Source organism: Enterobacter sp. B79-1 (genome assembly GCF_057444735.1).
Genome location: NZ_JBYAZJ010000002.1, coordinates 273,724 through 287,671 on the forward strand (window position 1 = coordinate 273,724; position 13,948 = coordinate 287,671).

A 13,948-nucleotide genomic window follows, 5' to 3' on the forward strand; every position below is an offset into this window, starting at 1 on the left:
AAACCAAGAGGCCGGGCTTCGTACCGGATAGATATTTACTAAAATCCGACAGTTGTTGTCGCTGAGGAAGAAAGAAATGGGGCAATTTTTCGCTTACGTGGCGGTTATTACCGTAAAGGAGAATAACTATGTCGCATAATGCAACTCCAAACACCTCTCGCGTGGAATTACGTAAAACGCTTACGTTGATTCCGGTTGTTATGATGGGCCTTGCCTATATGCAACCGATGACGCTGTTCGATACATTCGGTATCGTATCAGGCCTTACTGACGGTCACGTTGCAACGGCGTACGCCTTTGCGCTGGTCGCCATTCTCTTTACAGCGCTGAGCTACGGAAAACTGGTTCGCCGTTTCCCGTCTGCAGGCTCTGCCTACACCTATGCTCAGAAATCCATTAGCCCGGCGGTTGGCTTTATGGTGGGCTGGTCATCTCTGCTGGACTACCTGTTCATGCCGATGATCAACATTCTGCTGGCAAAAATTTACTTCGAAGCGCTGGTACCATCCGTACCGTCGTGGATCTTCGTGGTGGCGCTGGTGGCCTTTATGACCATCTCTAACCTGCGCAGCATCAAGACCGTGGCTAACTTCAACACCCTTATTGTTATTCTGCAGATGGGTATCGTTGCGGTTATCGTGGGTTTGATCATTTACGGTGTGTCCCATGGTGAAGGCGCGGGTACGCTGGCCAGCACCCGTCCGTTCTGGTCTGAAGGCGCGCACGTTGTGCCGATGATCACCGGTGCGACCATCCTGTGCTTCTCGTTCCTGGGCTTCGACGGTATCTCTTCTCTGTCTGAAGAGACCAAAGACGCCGAGCGCGTGATCCCGAGAGCGATTTTCCTGACCGCGCTGATTGGCGGTATGATCTTTATCGGTGCTTCCTACTTCCTGCAGCTGTACTTCCCGGACATCTCTCGCTTTAAAGAGCCGGACGCATCACAGCCTGAAATCATGCTGTATGTTGCAGGGAAAACCTTCCAGTGGGGCGTGCTGATCTTCTCCAGCGTAACCGTACTGGCATCCGGTATGGCGGCACACGCAGGTGTATCTCGCCTGATGTACGTAATGGGTCGTGACGGTGTGTTCCCAACCCGTTTCTTCGGCTACGTTCATCCGAAATGGCGTACCCCGGCGTGGAACGTACTGCTGGTTGGCGCAATCGCACTGATGGCCATTAAGTTTGACCTGGTGACTGCAACTGCGCTGATTAACTTTGGTGCGCTGGTGGCGTTTACCTTTGTTAACCTCTCGGTGATCTCTCAGTTCTGGATCCGCGAGAAGCGTAATAAAACGCTGAAGGACCACTTCAACTATCTGGTGCTGCCAATGTGTGGCGCGCTGACGGTGGGTGCGCTGTGGATTAACCTGGAAGAGAGCTCTATGGTTCTGGGTCTGATCTGGGGTGCTATCGGTCTGATCTATCTGGCTTGCGTAACCAAAAGCTTCCGTAACCCGGTACCTCAGTACGAAGACGTTGCGTAACATAATGTCGGGTGTCCGACCTGTACACCCGTAGGCCCGTGTAAGCGTAGCGCCACCGGGCGAAAAAAAAGCCGGAGACAATGTCTCCGGCTTTTTTGTACCCATCACTCAAACAATCTCTTGCGCATACTGGAACAGGGATTTCAACAGAGCCTGTTTCTCAGCATTCCCTTCATACTGGCCGTAAAGCATTTCCAGCTCTTGCGCATAGCTGTTTAGAAATTCCGGTGTAAACACGTTACGTCGATGCTGCAGCCAGCGTTCCTGCTCCACTTCGTCCAGGGTACCCGGATAGTTTCGCGCCCGGTAATTGAACATCAGCTTTTCAATGCGCTTATCTGAAAAGGTAATATCCAGCGCCGGTAAATTACGCGGCTCGGTTTGCAGGACAATATTCATTGCCGCGCGATCGGCATCGCTGAAGAAACCGTTATAAAGCTGTGCGTCGACGTTCTCAGACGGTACAAACGGCTCGGCTTCCGCAAAGATAGCGACCACTTTTTCCCGTACCTGCGGGTTGTCGCGCAGCACCTTCAGGTTATCCAGACAGTGCTGACGATTAATACCCAGCCTGTCAGCATCTTCCGGGCGCAGCGTATTGGCCTGCGCCAGCACCGGACATTTATTGATGTGAACCAGCTTCACCGGTACCGCAGGCAGATCGCCGAGCTCGTTTTTCGGCGTGTAAAGCCGTTCACGCAGCGTATCGCTGTCCAGCTCCAGCAGCGGGGAGATATCGCCCGCCAAATCCACCATGATAACGGCATTACGGTTGTCGGGATGCCATGCCAGCGGCGCAACCCAGCTGGTATTACCGCGCCAGGCCCCGAACATCCCGGAGATGTGTACCAGCGGCTTCATCTGCGGTACATCAATGAGCGTAGTCAGCTTCTGTTTGCTGCGGTGACTCAACAGATACTCAAACAGACGCGGCTGGGCGGTTTTCACAAGCTTTGCCATGGCAATGGTGGCATAGACGTCTGCCATCGCGTCGTGAGCATTGCTGTGCTCGATGCCGTTGGCGCGCGTCAGGTGTTCAAGCCTGAAACTCGGCAGCCCATCCTCGTTCTCCGGCCAGTTAATGCCTTCAGGACGCAGGGCATAACAGGCGCGCATAATGTCGAGTAAATCCCAGCGAGAATTGCGGTTCTGCCAGCTCCAGGCATAGGGGTCGTAGAAGTTGCGGTAGAAGATATTGCGCGTCACTTCATCGTCGAAACGGATGTTGTTGTAACCGACCACGCAGGTATGGGGAACGGTAAACAGATCGTGGATGCGGCGGGCAAACTCCGCTTCGCTCACGCCTTTTTCCCGTGCTTCCTGCGGTGTAATGCCCGTAACCATCACCGCGCCGGGCTGCGGCAGATAATCATCCGCGGGCCTGCAGTAAAAGACCTCTGGCTCGCCAATGATGTTGAATTCGTCGTCGGTACGGATGGCAGCAAACTGCGCCGGTCTGTCCAGCGCCGGGTGGGTGCCAAAGGTTTCGTAATCATGGAACAAAAAAGTTGGGCGCGCGGCAGAATCAGACACCAGTAATATCATCCTGTAAAAAATTCACGACGCTATGGTAAACGATCGCGCTAAGCAGTCCGAATAAAAAGCGCGGTCATGCGTGAAATTTGCGAGACAGCGTCAGAGAAAAATATGCTCTCTGTCACATTTTTTTGCAATTAAGGCAGGTAACGACAGCGGAACTCCCGTAAAAAGGTCATCGATTTTTAATGACCTGAGGATATACCGTTGAAACGCCGTCTGTTTATTGCTGTTTCTTTACTTGCTTCGAGTATCACATCTGCGCTGGCTGCCGATCCGCTGGATTTCTCCCCGCAGCCACCTGCCATCCAGGCGGGGTCCTGGGTGCTGATGGATTACACTACTGGTCAGATATTAACGGCGGGCAACGAACATCAACAGCGTAATCCGGCAAGCCTGACCAAGCTGATGACGGGCTACGTCGTCGACCGCGCTATCGACAGCCATCGCATCAGCCCGGATGATATCGTCACGGTTGGGCGCGACGCGTGGGCAAAAGATAACCCGGTCTTTGACGGATCGTCTCTGATGTTTCTGAAAGAGGGCGATCGCGTTTCCGTACGCGATCTCAGCCGGGGCCTGATTGTCGACTCCGGTAACGATGCCTGCGTGGCGCTGGCCGATCACGTCGCGGGTGGCCAGCCGCAGTTCGTGAATATGATGAATGACTATGTGCAAAAGCTGAACCTGCGCGACACCCATTTCGAAACCGTTCACGGACTGGATGCGCCTGGGCAGCACAGCTCCGCTTACGATCTGGCCGTTCTCTCCCGCGCGATCATTCACGGTGAGCCAGAATTTTATCATATGTACAGCGAGAAGAGCCTGACCTGGAACGGGATCACCCAGCAGAACCGCAACGGCCTGCTGTGGGATAAAACCATGAACGTGGACGGTCTGAAAACGGGGCATACCTCCGGCGCGGGCTTTAACCTGATTGCCTCCGCGGTGGACGGGCAGCGTCGCTTGATCGCCGTGGTAATGGGCGCAGACAGCCCGAAGGGGCGTGAAGATCAGGCGCGCAAGCTGCTACACTGGGGACAACAGAACTTTGATACGGTGCAGATCCTGCACAGCGGTAAAAAAGTGGGGACCGAGCGGATCTGGTACGGTGATAAAGAACAGGTAAACCTGGGAACCGATCAGGACTTCTGGCTGGCCTTGCCAAAAGCGGAAGCGCCGAACATTAAGGCTAAATACGTGCTGGATACAAAAGAGCTGGAAGCCCCGATTGCCGCCCATCAGCGGGTCGGTGAAATTCAGCTGTACGACCGCGATAAGCTGGTGGCGCACTGGCCGCTGGTCACGCTGGAACGCGTTGATAAAGGCGGTATTTTCTCCCGCCTGAGTGATTATCTGCATCACAACATCTAACCATTTTGAGCAGACTGGCAGGGTTGCGAGTCTGCTCACATAATAAGCACTCCTCGTTTGCCGATAATATTCATTCTGCTTTATAGTGTATAAATATACAGTAATAAACGGAGGCAGCATGGACTACAGCATCAAGCAGCAACAGAAACGTAAAATCGCAGGTTTTCACCTTGTTGGGCCGTGGGAAAAAACCGTTAAGCAGGGCTTTGAACAACTGGTCATGTGGGTGGATGGGCGTCACATTCAGCCGCTGGAGTGGGTAGCGGTTTACTACGATAATCCTGATGAGGTCCCGGCAGAAAAACTGCGCTGTGACACCGCCGTCACGGTACCCGACGACTTTATCATTCCCGATAACAGTGAAGGGGTGATGATGACCGAAATTGTGGCCGGGGATTATGCGGTCGCGACGGCACGTGTTGAAAATTACGACTTTGCGACCCCGTGGTATCAGTTCTTTAATTCCCTCCTGCAGGACAATAAGTACCAGATTGCTCCAAAACCCTGCTTCGAACGCTACCTCAATGATGGTAATACAGATGGCTACTGGGACATTGAGATGTTCGTCGCGGTAGAGCATAAAGCGGGTTAACCCTGTAAAAAGTGGGATTTTTAGCCGGGGGCGATCCACCCGGCTGAAAACACAGTACAATTGTGATTTGCCGTGTAGCTGGAGAGCGGGTGTGCGTCCCGACAAATCATTAACGCCGTTTGAAATTCGGTTGTACAAACATTACCGCGTGGTGCATGGGTGTCGCATCGCGCTGGCGTTCGTGTTGACGTTTGTACTGGTTCGCTTGCTGGATGTTCCGGAGGGGACGTGGCCGCTGATTACGCTGGTGGTCGTGATGGGGCCCATCTCCTTTTGGGGAAACGTTGTTCCGCGCGCGCTTGAGCGAATTGGCGGGACCGTTTTAGGCTCCGCCCTTGGGCTAATCGCCCTGAAACTGGAGCTGATCTCCTTTCCTGTCATGCTGGCATGGTGCGGCGCCGCCATGTTCCTCTGCGGCTGGCTGGCGTTGGGCAAAAGACCGTATCAGGCATTGCTGATTGGGATTACTCTCGCGGTGGTGGTCGGTGCGCCCGCCGGGGATATGACTACGGCGCTGTGGCGAAGCGGGGATGTGGTGCTCGGCTCGTTGCTGGCGATGCTGTTTACGGGGATCTGGCCGCAACGCGCCTTTCTGCACTGGCGCATCCAGATGGCGAATTACGTGACGGCATTTAACCGTGTCTATCAGGCCGGCTTTTCCCCGAATCTGGTTGAACGGCCACGGCTGGAAAAACACCTGCAGAAGATCCTCAATGATGTCGTCAAAATGCGCGGCCTGATCACGCCCGCCAGCAAAGAAACCCATATTCAGAAAGCGATTTTCGAAGCCATCCAGACGGTAAGCCGCAACCTGGTCTGCATGCTTGAGCTGCAGATCAACGCCCACTGGGCCTCGCGTCCCAGCCATCTGCTGATGCTTAATGCGCATACGCTCAAAGAGACCCAGCAGATGACGCAGCAAACGCTGCTGACCATCGCCCATGCGCTCTATGAAGGCAACCCGCAGCCGATACTGGCCAACAGCGAGCGACTGAATGAGATCGTCGCGGAGCTGAAGCAGCTAATCAATGAACGCCAGAGCGATAACGTGGCGGAAACGCCCATTCATGGCTACGTCTGGCTGAGTATGGAGCTGGCGCGGCAGCTAGAGCTCTTATCGCATCTTATTTGCCGGGCGCTGCGCAAATAAAAGGCGTATGTGACGCCTGCTGCTTCGATTCAGCAGCAATTGGGGTTATGATAGATTTAAACGATATACTCATTGTCATTCGCAGCCGCTGTCTGTTACAACGGTTGCCTTAACGAATCCGAATCTCACATTATCAGGGGTGTAAAAATGGAAACTACCAAGCCTTCGTTCCAGGATGTTCTGGAATTCGTCCGCCTGTTCCGCCGCAAAAACAAACTGCAGCGTGAAATCCAGGACGTTGAGAAGAAGATCCGTGACAACCAGAAACGTGTTCTGCTGCTCGACAACCTGAGCGACTACATCAAGCCAGGCATGAGCGTTGAAGCTATTCAGGGTATCATCGCCAGCATGAAGAGCGATTACGAAGACCGCGTTGATGACTACATCATCAAAAATGCTGAGCTGTCCAAAGAGCGTCGCGACATCTCCAAGAAGCTGAAAGTGATGGGCGAAATCAAAAACGCTGAAGCAAAAAGCGAGTAATCGCTGCTCATTGTGAAAAAGGCTCTCTGGTGACAGAGAGCCTTTTTTATTACGCAGAGCGCGGCTGTAGCTGATAAATCCAGGCCTTAACCTGTTTACCCTCAAGGGTAGTCACCGTGACCTCAACCCGATCGTAGCCGTCTTCAAATTCATCCAGCATTTGCCAGTATGCGGCAAGGTTATCAGAGATAAACAAATAGCCTTCGACGCGGGGGCCGTCCGGGTGAAGCACAATCCCCGGGAAATCCGCTGCAGCGCCCCAGCCGCGTTCGTAAAACGTGCCTGATACGAAGCCAGCGAGCCATTCACCGCCAATGTTTTCAAGAATATGCGCGTTAGAGTGACCGGGGCGTAGTGTGCCGTAAACAAACAGTGCGTCCATTTATCCTCACCGGAAAAGCAAAAAGCCCGCTCGAAAGCAGGCTTTTCTAAATGTGGCTCCTCTGACTGGACTCGAACCAGTGACATACGGATTAACAGTCCGCCGTTCTACCGACTGAACTACAGAGGAATCGTTGTGGAGGCTTATCTTAGCGGCGAAAAAAGTTTTGTCAAACCTGATCTTAGGGAAAATCGACTGACTGCTGATTCTGTCGTCAGTTTGTTGTAAATCCAAACATCTTTTTTATGGAAATACTTTGCAGGATAGCCATTTCTCCCCCATCATTTGAAATGGAGTTTCAACTTTTCTCGCTAAGGTCCATTTTGAACGTCACTGCCCCCTTACGCCAGGCGATCATGCGCACGCCCTGGTATGCAAAACGTAAAAGTTATCGTGTTCTGTTCTGGCGTGAAATCACCCCCCTTGCCGTGCCTATTTTCCTGGAGAATACCTGCGTACTGCTGATGGGCGTGCTAAGTACGTTCCTGGTCAGTTGGTTGGGCAAAGAAGCGATGGCAGGGGTAGGGCTGGCGGACAGCTTTAACATGGTGGTGATGTCTTTCTTTGCCGCCATCGATCTGGGTACAACGGTCGTCGTTGCCTTTAGTCTGGGGAAACTTGATCCGAAGCGCGCGCGCGAGGCGGCACGCCAGTCGCTGATGATCATGACCCTCTTTTCGATCGTTCTGGCGGCGGTTATCCATTACTACGGCAAAGAGATTATTGATATTGTCGCGGGTGAGGCGACCAGTGAGGTAAAAGACCTTGCGCTGACATACCTGGAAATGACGGTGTTAAGCTATCCGGCGGCGGCTATTGCCCTGATTGGTAGCGGTGCGCTGCGCGGGGCGGGCAATACCAAAATTCCGCTGCTGATCAACGGCGGGATGAATATCCTGAACATTATCATCAGTAGTGTACTGATTTACGGGGTCTTTTCCTGGGACGGTCTGGGGTTTGTTGGTGCTGGCCTTGGCCTGACTATTTCACGTTACATTGGCGCGGCAGCGATTATCGGCGTGCTGATGACGGGGATCACCCCGTCGCTGCGCCTCACGCTGAAAAGCTATTTCAGGCCGTTTAACTTTGCCATTATCTGGGAAGTGATGGGCATCGGTATTCCGGCCAGCATAGAGTCGGTGTTGTTCAACGGCGGCAAGCTGCTCACGCAGATGTTTGTGGCCGGTATGGGAACGGATGTTATCGCCGGTAACTTTATCGCCTTCTCCATCGCCTCGCTGATTAACCTGCCGGGCAACGCCCTTGGTTCCGCCTCCACGATTATCACCGGCAAACGGCTCGGGAAAGGGCAGATAGGGCAGGCGGAGCGTCAGCTCCGGCATGTCTTCTGGCTATCGACCATTGGGCTGACAATGATAGCCTGGGGAACCGCGCCTTTTGCCGGGTTGATGGCCTCGTTTTACACCCACGAAAACGATGTTAAAGAGGTGGTTAAGATCCTGATTTGGCTCAACGCCGCGTTTATGCCGATCTGGGCCGCGTCCTGGGTGTTGCCCGCTGGCTTAAAGGGCGCGCGCGATGCCCGGTTTGCCATGTGGGTATCCATGCTCGGGATGTGGGGTTGCCGCGTGGTGGCGGGTTATACGCTGGGTATTATGCTGGGAATGGGCGTTGTAGGGGTCTGGCTGGGTATGTTCCTGGACTGGGCCGTGCGCGGTGCACTGTTCTACTGGCGCATGGTAAGTGGGCGTTGGTTATGGAAATATCCACGGAAGAATGCCTGACAAATGCGCGAAATGGAGAATAAATCGGCAAACGAACGGAAATCTGCATTCTGCCTTTGACATCATCGGGGAGCATCGATAATATGCGCCCCGTTCACACGATTCCTCTGTAGTTCAGTCGGTAGAACGGCGGACTGTTAATCCGTATGTCACTGGTTCGAGTCCAGTCAGAGGAGCCAAATTTGAAAAGCCTGCTTTTAAAGCAGGCTTTTTGCTTTTCTGCAGCGGGTAAAATTGTCGGGTGGCGGCTTCGCCTTACCCGACCTACGGGATAGATAGGCCCGGTAAGCGCAGCGCCACCGGGCATCAGACCGCACGATGTTAGATACTCATCGGGGCGGTCGCTTCTTCCAGCCACGCTCGCGCATCGCTGTTCACCAGAGGTAACAGCGCCTCCCGGACCTGCTGGTGATACGCATCCAGCCACTGCTTTTCCTGCTCGCTCAACAGATGCAATTCCACCTGGCTTAGGTCAATCGGGATCAGCGTCAGCGAGGCAAACGTGCAGAACCCCGGGCGGCTTTCCACAATCTCCACCTGGTTTTCAATGCGAATGCCGTGGCTATCGCCCAGATAGTAGCCCGGTTCGATGGTCATGATATTCCCCGCCACCAGCGGCCACGGGTTGACCTTTTTGGCGATGCGATGTGGGTTTTCATGGATCAGCAGCTGATGCCCCACGCCGTGCCCGGTGCCGTGATCGTAATCCAACCCCATCTCCCACAGCGGACGACGGGCGAAGGCATCCAGTTGATGTCCCTGAGTCCCTGAAGGGAACTGCAGGGTAATGAGCGACAGGAAGCCTCTCAGCACGGCGGTATAGTGCAGGCGCTGCTGCGGATCGACTTTACCCCACGCCAGCGTGCGCGTGGCATCGGTGGTGCCGTTGTGGTACTGACCACCGGAATCATTCAGATAAAAATGGTCATGGCCGATGGGCTTATTACTGGCTTCGCTTGAGTGGTAATGGCACATTGCCGCATTGCTCGACGACGCGGAAATGGTCGCAAAACTCTGCTCAATAAAACCGGGCTGTTGCCTGCGGAACGCCAGCTGTTGTGCCTGGACCTCCAGTTCGGTCAACGGTTTCCCTGCCGCCTCGCGTCGTGGAACTTCCCGACTCAGCCAGGCAAGAAAATTAACCCACGCGGCACCGTCCTGATGATGGCATTCGCGATAGCCCGCCAGCTCCATCGGGTTTTTCGTGGCTTTCATCAGGGTGATGGGATCGGTCTGCCAGACGATCTCTCCCTGCGGCTCGATGGCAAAGCGCAATGCAACAGGCGCAGAATCGGCATCGACCAGCACCCGTTTGCCCGCAGCCTGCTGCTGGCAGCGTTCAATAAACGCCCTCTGCGGTGAGAGAATGAAAGCATTACGCACGGCATTCGGCAACGCGGTGAGCTTCGCATCGTCAACAAACCACTCCACGCTACCATCACGGCTGAGCAGGGCGAAGGAGAGAGGAACCGGGCTAAAGGGGATATCTGATCCACGCACGTTCAGCAGCCAGGCGATATTGTCCGGCAGCGTCACGGCGAGGAAATCAGCATTGTGTTCTGCCAGCACGGCGGCAACACGCTGACGTTTTTCTGCGCTGCTTTCACCGCTGACCTCAACGGGCATTTCGCGGATAATCCCCGCAGGCGCCGCCGGGCGGTCAGTCCACAGCGTGTCAAACGGCGAGGCCTTCAGAGGCACCAGCTCGCACGGCGTGGCAGACAGCTGCTCAAACTCTGAATTTGTCATCAGCATCGCGTCAAAGCCAATGCGCGTCCCTGCCTCTACGTTTTTCGCCAGCCACTCAGCCAGCGGTTCGTTGTGAAGATGGTGGATCTCAATCTCGTCCATATTGACCTGAACGCGGGCCTGAACCTGATAACGTCCATCGACGAAGAGTAGCGCTTTGTCTTTCAGCACCAGAGCCAGACCGGCCGAGCCGTCAAAGCCCGTCAGCCAGGCCAGCTTTTCGTCGTATGGGGCGCAGTATTCGCTCTGCCAGGCATCCGCTCGCGGAACAATCATCCCGTCGAGATGACGGGCTTCAAGCCAGTGGCGCAGGGCAGAGAGCGGTGATGTGGTGTGCATGGTTTTTCCTTGTTATTAGCGGAACGGCGGCTCGTTGAAGGTGCGCAGCTTGCGTGAATGCAGCTTGTCGCCTTCCGCGCGAAGTAAATCAATCGCACGAATACCGATCTGCAGATGCTCAGAGATAGCCCCTTCGTAGAAACGGTTGGCCTGGCCCGGCAGCTTAATCTCGCCGTGCAGCGGCTTATCGGAGACGCACAGCAGCGTGCCGTAAGGGACGCGGAATCGATATCCCTGCGCGGCAATGGTGGCGCTCTCCATATCAATCGCCACCGCGCGGCTCAGGTTGAACCGCAGCGCGGAGGCGGAGTAGCGCAGCTCCCAGTTGCGGTCATCCGTCGTCACTACCGTGCCGGTACGCAGGCGCTGCTTAACCTCTTCACCCGGCATACCGCTGACCTCTTTGGTGGCGTCATAGAGCGCGCGCTGTACTTCGGCGATGCTCGGGATCGGGATGTCCGGCGGCAGTACCGCGTCCAGCACGTGGTCATCACGCAGATAGGCGTGGGCCAGCACGTAATCGCCAATCAGCTGGCTTTCGCGCAGGCCGCCGCAGTGGCCAATCATCAGCCATACGTCCGGACGCAGGACCGCCAGATGGTCGCAGATGGTTTTGGCGTTTGACGGGCCCACGCCGATGTTGATCAGCGTAATGCCCTGTCCGTCGGCGGTGATCAGGTGCCACGCGGGCATCTGGTGTTTTTTCCACGCCAGGTCGGAGATAGCCTGCTCGGGCGCTTCGGTCTCCGCGGTGATCCAGATCCCGCCCGCGCAGGAAAGGGCGATGTAAGGGCTGTCCGGATCGAGAATTTGGCTACAGCCCCAGCGGACAAACTCATCCACGTAGCGGGTGTAGTTGGTGAACAGCACAAACGGCTGGAAGTGCTCCGCAGGCGTGCCGGTGTAGTGACGCAGGCGCGCCAGCGAGAAGTCCACGCGGCGCGCATCAAAGTGCGACAGGGGAGAAAATTCAGCCGGGTGATAGATGCCGTCAGCCGTCTCATCGCCAATCTGGGAAAGCTCGGTGGTCGGGAAGTGGCGCGTCAGCCCCGCGCTCATGGAGCGATCCAGCGTCAGCGCCGAGCCGTCTATCACGTACGGATAAGGGATTTCGTGCAGCGAAGGTTCCACAGAAATGTGCGCGCCGTAATCCTGATACAGCAGCGTCAGCTGTTCCTCAAGATAGGGGCGAAACAGCGCAGGGCGGGTGACGGTGGTGCTGTAACAGCCGGAGTGGGTAAAGCGCGCGTAGGCCCGGGTTTTGGGATTACTGCTGGCACTGCCGTCCCAGGTAACAGAGAGCGACGGATAAACAAAAAGGCCCTGAGTTCTGGCCTTTTCATCGGGAAGTTTCCCTGATTCGATGTACTCACTGATGGCGCTGCGCAGCGCGTTGACGGACTGTTCATACAGCGCGTCGAGTTTTTCCAGCGCCTGAGCCGGGGTCAGGCTGGAGCCCTTATTATTCATCTCTGTCTCCTTGTTCCACAGGTGTGTGACTCTACCCGATAGTATGTCACACGCCCGTGAAACAAAAGTGAGATCAGGTGTGGCGCGGCTCTTTCATAAACAGCGCCGTGGCGGCAGAGAGCAGGCAACCGGCCAGCAGATAAATCGCCACGCTGTGCCAGTTTCCGCCAGAGAAAGTCACCAGCGCGGCGGCAATAAACGGCGTAAAGCCGCCACCGACTACGCTTGCCACCTGATAGCCCACGCCCGCGCCGCTGTAGCGGTAGCTTGCGCCAAACAGCTCGGTGAACATCGGCTGCTGCACGCACACCACCATGTCGTGAGCGATGTTGGCGAGCATGATGGCGAAGAAGACAATCCAGAAGATCGACTGGGCCTCCAGCGCCATAAAGAACGGCCAGGCGCTGAGGGTGCCAATCAGCGCCCCGGTAATATAGACGCGACGGCGACCAAACCGGTCCGCCAGCCAGGCGAAGCAGGGGATAGTCAGGCAGCTTATCCCGCCGACCAGCAGGCCGATATTGAGGAACAGCTCGCGGGGAAGTCCGAGGTTCTGCGTCGAGTAGTTCAGCGCAAACGCGGTGACGATATACATCGTCAGCAGTTCACAGAGGCGCAGGGCGATAATTTTCAGAAAAGCGCCAGGATGCTGAACCAGCGCTTCCATCACCGGCAGCCGTTTTTTAGCGACCGGTTTTTCCCGCTGCTGCTGTTCGAATTCCGCGGACTCTTCCATCCCGTTGCGGATCCACAGCGCGGCGATGACCAGCACAATGCTGAAGATGAACGGAATGCGCCAGCCCCAGCTCAGGAACTGCTCGTCGGTGGTGAGCTGGCTGATTAAGGAGACCAGCCCGGTGGAGAGCAGCAGGCCGACGCCATAACCCACCTGCACGCCGCTGCTGTAAAAGGCTTTCCTGTGCTTCGGCGCGCTCTCGACGGACAGCAACGCCGCGCCGCCCCATTCACCGCCTACGGCGAAGCCCTGGATGGCGCGCAGGGTGACCAGCAGTACCGGTGCCCACCAGCCGATGGAGGCAAACGAGGGGAGAATACCGATAAGCGCAGTGGCGATCCCCATCATCCAGACGGTGAGCATCAGCATGCGCTTGCGGCCGAGGCGGTCGCCAAAGTGGCCGAAAATCACCCCGCCCAGCGGGCGAAACAGAAAGCCGACGCCGAAGGTGGCAAACGCCGCGAGCGTGCCCATCGCGGGGCTGACCTGGGGAAAAAATTCGCGGTTAAACACCAGGGCGGCAGTGATGCCGTAGAGCAGAAAATCATACCAGTCGACGACGGCACCCGCGAAGCTGCCTAAGGCTGCGCGGCGGGCACGGTTGAGCGAAGGTGTCTCCTCGTTGGGACGTTCGGAGATGAGGGTGGAGTCCATAGTTGTCCTGTCTGTACTGATTTTTAATTATTGGTATAAGAAAAGGTCACTCACATTGCGTCCGTCATATAAACGGAACCTATGAGACTACCGCGACAAAACGCCTGAGAAAACGTTTTTATCTTTCCGGAAGGCGCTGAATAAATAAATTTCATCTTCCCCTGCCTTGAGATAAATCAGTCTGTTTGGCTCCGGTTAGTGCTGAATGGATTACAGTAATAGAAACTGCTGCGTGACTTAAGCTGAGGGAA

12 protein-coding genes and 2 tRNA genes are annotated in these 13,948 nt (G+C 55.5%); 8 read left to right on the top strand and 6 right to left on the bottom strand.

The window, feature by feature from the left end; translation table 11 throughout:
* Positions 1-76 precede the first annotated feature (76 nt).
* Together yoeI and AC2T6E_RS09070 are read left to right on the top strand one after the other, a co-directional pair.
* Positions 77-139: a membrane protein YoeI gene (gene yoeI / locus AC2T6E_RS09065; protein ID WP_099458931.1), complete on the top strand. Its 63-nt coding sequence runs from the start codon at positions 77-79 to the stop codon at positions 137-139.
* Entirely contained in the window at positions 129-1,487 is a 1,359-nt protein-coding gene (locus tag AC2T6E_RS09070; protein ID WP_010432055.1) for an APC family permease, read from the top strand. Before yoeI ends, AC2T6E_RS09070 begins: the two co-directional genes overlap by 11 nt.
* 108 nt (positions 1,488-1,595) lie before the next feature.
* Here the strand turns inward: AC2T6E_RS09070 and sbcB are convergent, their stop codons facing one another.
* Complete coding sequence (gene sbcB / locus AC2T6E_RS09075) at positions 1,596-3,032, bottom strand: exodeoxyribonuclease I (protein WP_407043988.1); 1,437 nt, start codon at positions 3,030-3,032, stop codon at positions 1,596-1,598.
* 192 nt (positions 3,033-3,224) lie between these two features.
* Here sbcB and dacD point away from each other — a divergent pair, with 192 nt between their 5' ends.
* The 4 genes from dacD to AC2T6E_RS09095 all read left to right on the top strand — a co-directional run bounded on the left by dacD (position 3,225) and on the right by AC2T6E_RS09095 (position 6,622).
* Positions 3,225-4,397 (top strand): serine-type D-Ala-D-Ala carboxypeptidase DacD, encoded by a 1,173-nt coding sequence (gene dacD / locus AC2T6E_RS09080; RefSeq protein WP_486691583.1) that lies wholly within the window; start codon positions 3,225-3,227, stop codon positions 4,395-4,397.
* A 118-nt stretch (positions 4,398-4,515) separates the two neighbouring features.
* The gene (sbmC, locus tag AC2T6E_RS09085) at positions 4,516-4,989 is read left to right on the top strand and encodes a DNA gyrase inhibitor SbmC (RefSeq protein ID WP_120157880.1); all 474 of its coding nucleotides are present in this window, start codon (positions 4,516-4,518) and stop codon (positions 4,987-4,989) included.
* A gap of 91 nt (positions 4,990-5,080) precedes the next feature.
* Positions 5,081-6,139, top strand: a complete 1,059-nt coding sequence (locus AC2T6E_RS09090) for an FUSC family protein (RefSeq protein ID WP_100165945.1) — start codon at positions 5,081-5,083, stop codon at positions 6,137-6,139.
* A 147-nt stretch (positions 6,140-6,286) separates the two neighbouring features.
* Positions 6,287-6,622 (top strand): DUF496 family protein, encoded by a 336-nt coding sequence (locus tag AC2T6E_RS09095; RefSeq protein WP_010432067.1) that lies wholly within the window; start codon positions 6,287-6,289, stop codon positions 6,620-6,622.
* Between the two features lie 49 nt (positions 6,623-6,671).
* On the opposite strand, the gene AC2T6E_RS09100 is transcribed toward AC2T6E_RS09095, so the two are convergent.
* Positions 6,672-7,004, bottom strand: coding sequence for a gamma-glutamylcyclotransferase family protein (locus tag AC2T6E_RS09100; protein ID WP_108418167.1), 333 nt, complete (start codon positions 7,002-7,004; stop codon positions 6,672-6,674).
* A gap of 53 nt (positions 7,005-7,057) precedes the next feature.
* Positions 7,058-7,133 (bottom strand) — tRNA-Asn (locus AC2T6E_RS09105).
* A 161-nt stretch (positions 7,134-7,294) separates the two neighbouring features.
* Here AC2T6E_RS09105 and emmdR point away from each other — a divergent pair.
* Positions 7,295-8,749, top strand: a complete 1,455-nt coding sequence (gene emmdR / locus AC2T6E_RS09110) for a multidrug efflux MATE transporter EmmdR (RefSeq protein WP_120157882.1) — start codon at positions 7,295-7,297, stop codon at positions 8,747-8,749.
* A 103-nt stretch (positions 8,750-8,852) separates the two neighbouring features.
* A tRNA-Asn gene (locus tag AC2T6E_RS09115) sits at positions 8,853-8,928 on the top strand.
* Between the two features lie 142 nt (positions 8,929-9,070).
* Here the strand turns inward: AC2T6E_RS09115 and AC2T6E_RS09120 are convergent.
* The 3 genes from AC2T6E_RS09120 to shiA form a co-directional block, all read right to left on the bottom strand.
* On the bottom strand, positions 9,071-10,837 hold the full coding sequence (locus AC2T6E_RS09120; RefSeq protein ID WP_120157883.1) for an aminopeptidase P family protein: 1,767 nt from the start codon (positions 10,835-10,837) through the stop codon (positions 9,071-9,073).
* A 15-nt stretch (positions 10,838-10,852) separates the two neighbouring features.
* Positions 10,853-12,307 (bottom strand): AMP nucleosidase, encoded by a 1,455-nt coding sequence (locus AC2T6E_RS09125; RefSeq protein ID WP_010432073.1) that lies wholly within the window; start codon positions 12,305-12,307, stop codon positions 10,853-10,855.
* Positions 12,308-12,380: 73 nt separating this feature from the next.
* Entirely contained in the window at positions 12,381-13,697 is a 1,317-nt protein-coding gene (gene shiA, locus AC2T6E_RS09130; protein ID WP_010432076.1) for a shikimate transporter, read from the bottom strand.
* Positions 13,698-13,948 lie beyond the last annotated feature (251 nt).

Coding starts and splice junctions, on each gene's coding strand:
- AC2T6E_RS09070 (WP_010432055.1), top strand. CDS start 129: ATGTCGCATAATGCAACTCCAAACACCTCTCGCGTGGAATTACGTAAA.
- sbcB (WP_407043988.1), bottom strand. CDS start 3,032: ATGATATTACTGGTGTCTGATTCTGCCGCGCGCCCAACTTTTTTGTTC.
- sbmC (WP_120157880.1), top strand. CDS start 4,516: ATGGACTACAGCATCAAGCAGCAACAGAAACGTAAAATCGCAGGTTTT.
- AC2T6E_RS09095 (WP_010432067.1), top strand. CDS start 6,287: ATGGAAACTACCAAGCCTTCGTTCCAGGATGTTCTGGAATTCGTCCGC.
- AC2T6E_RS09100 (WP_108418167.1), bottom strand. CDS start 7,004: ATGGACGCACTGTTTGTTTACGGCACACTACGCCCCGGTCACTCTAAC.
- emmdR (WP_120157882.1), top strand. CDS start 7,295: ATGGAGTTTCAACTTTTCTCGCTAAGGTCCATTTTGAACGTCACTGCC.
- AC2T6E_RS09120 (WP_120157883.1), bottom strand. CDS start 10,837: ATGCACACCACATCACCGCTCTCTGCCCTGCGCCACTGGCTTGAAGCC.
- AC2T6E_RS09125 (WP_010432073.1), bottom strand. CDS start 12,307: ATGAATAATAAGGGCTCCAGCCTGACCCCGGCTCAGGCGCTGGAAAAA.
- shiA (WP_010432076.1), bottom strand. CDS start 13,697: ATGGACTCCACCCTCATCTCCGAACGTCCCAACGAGGAGACACCTTCG.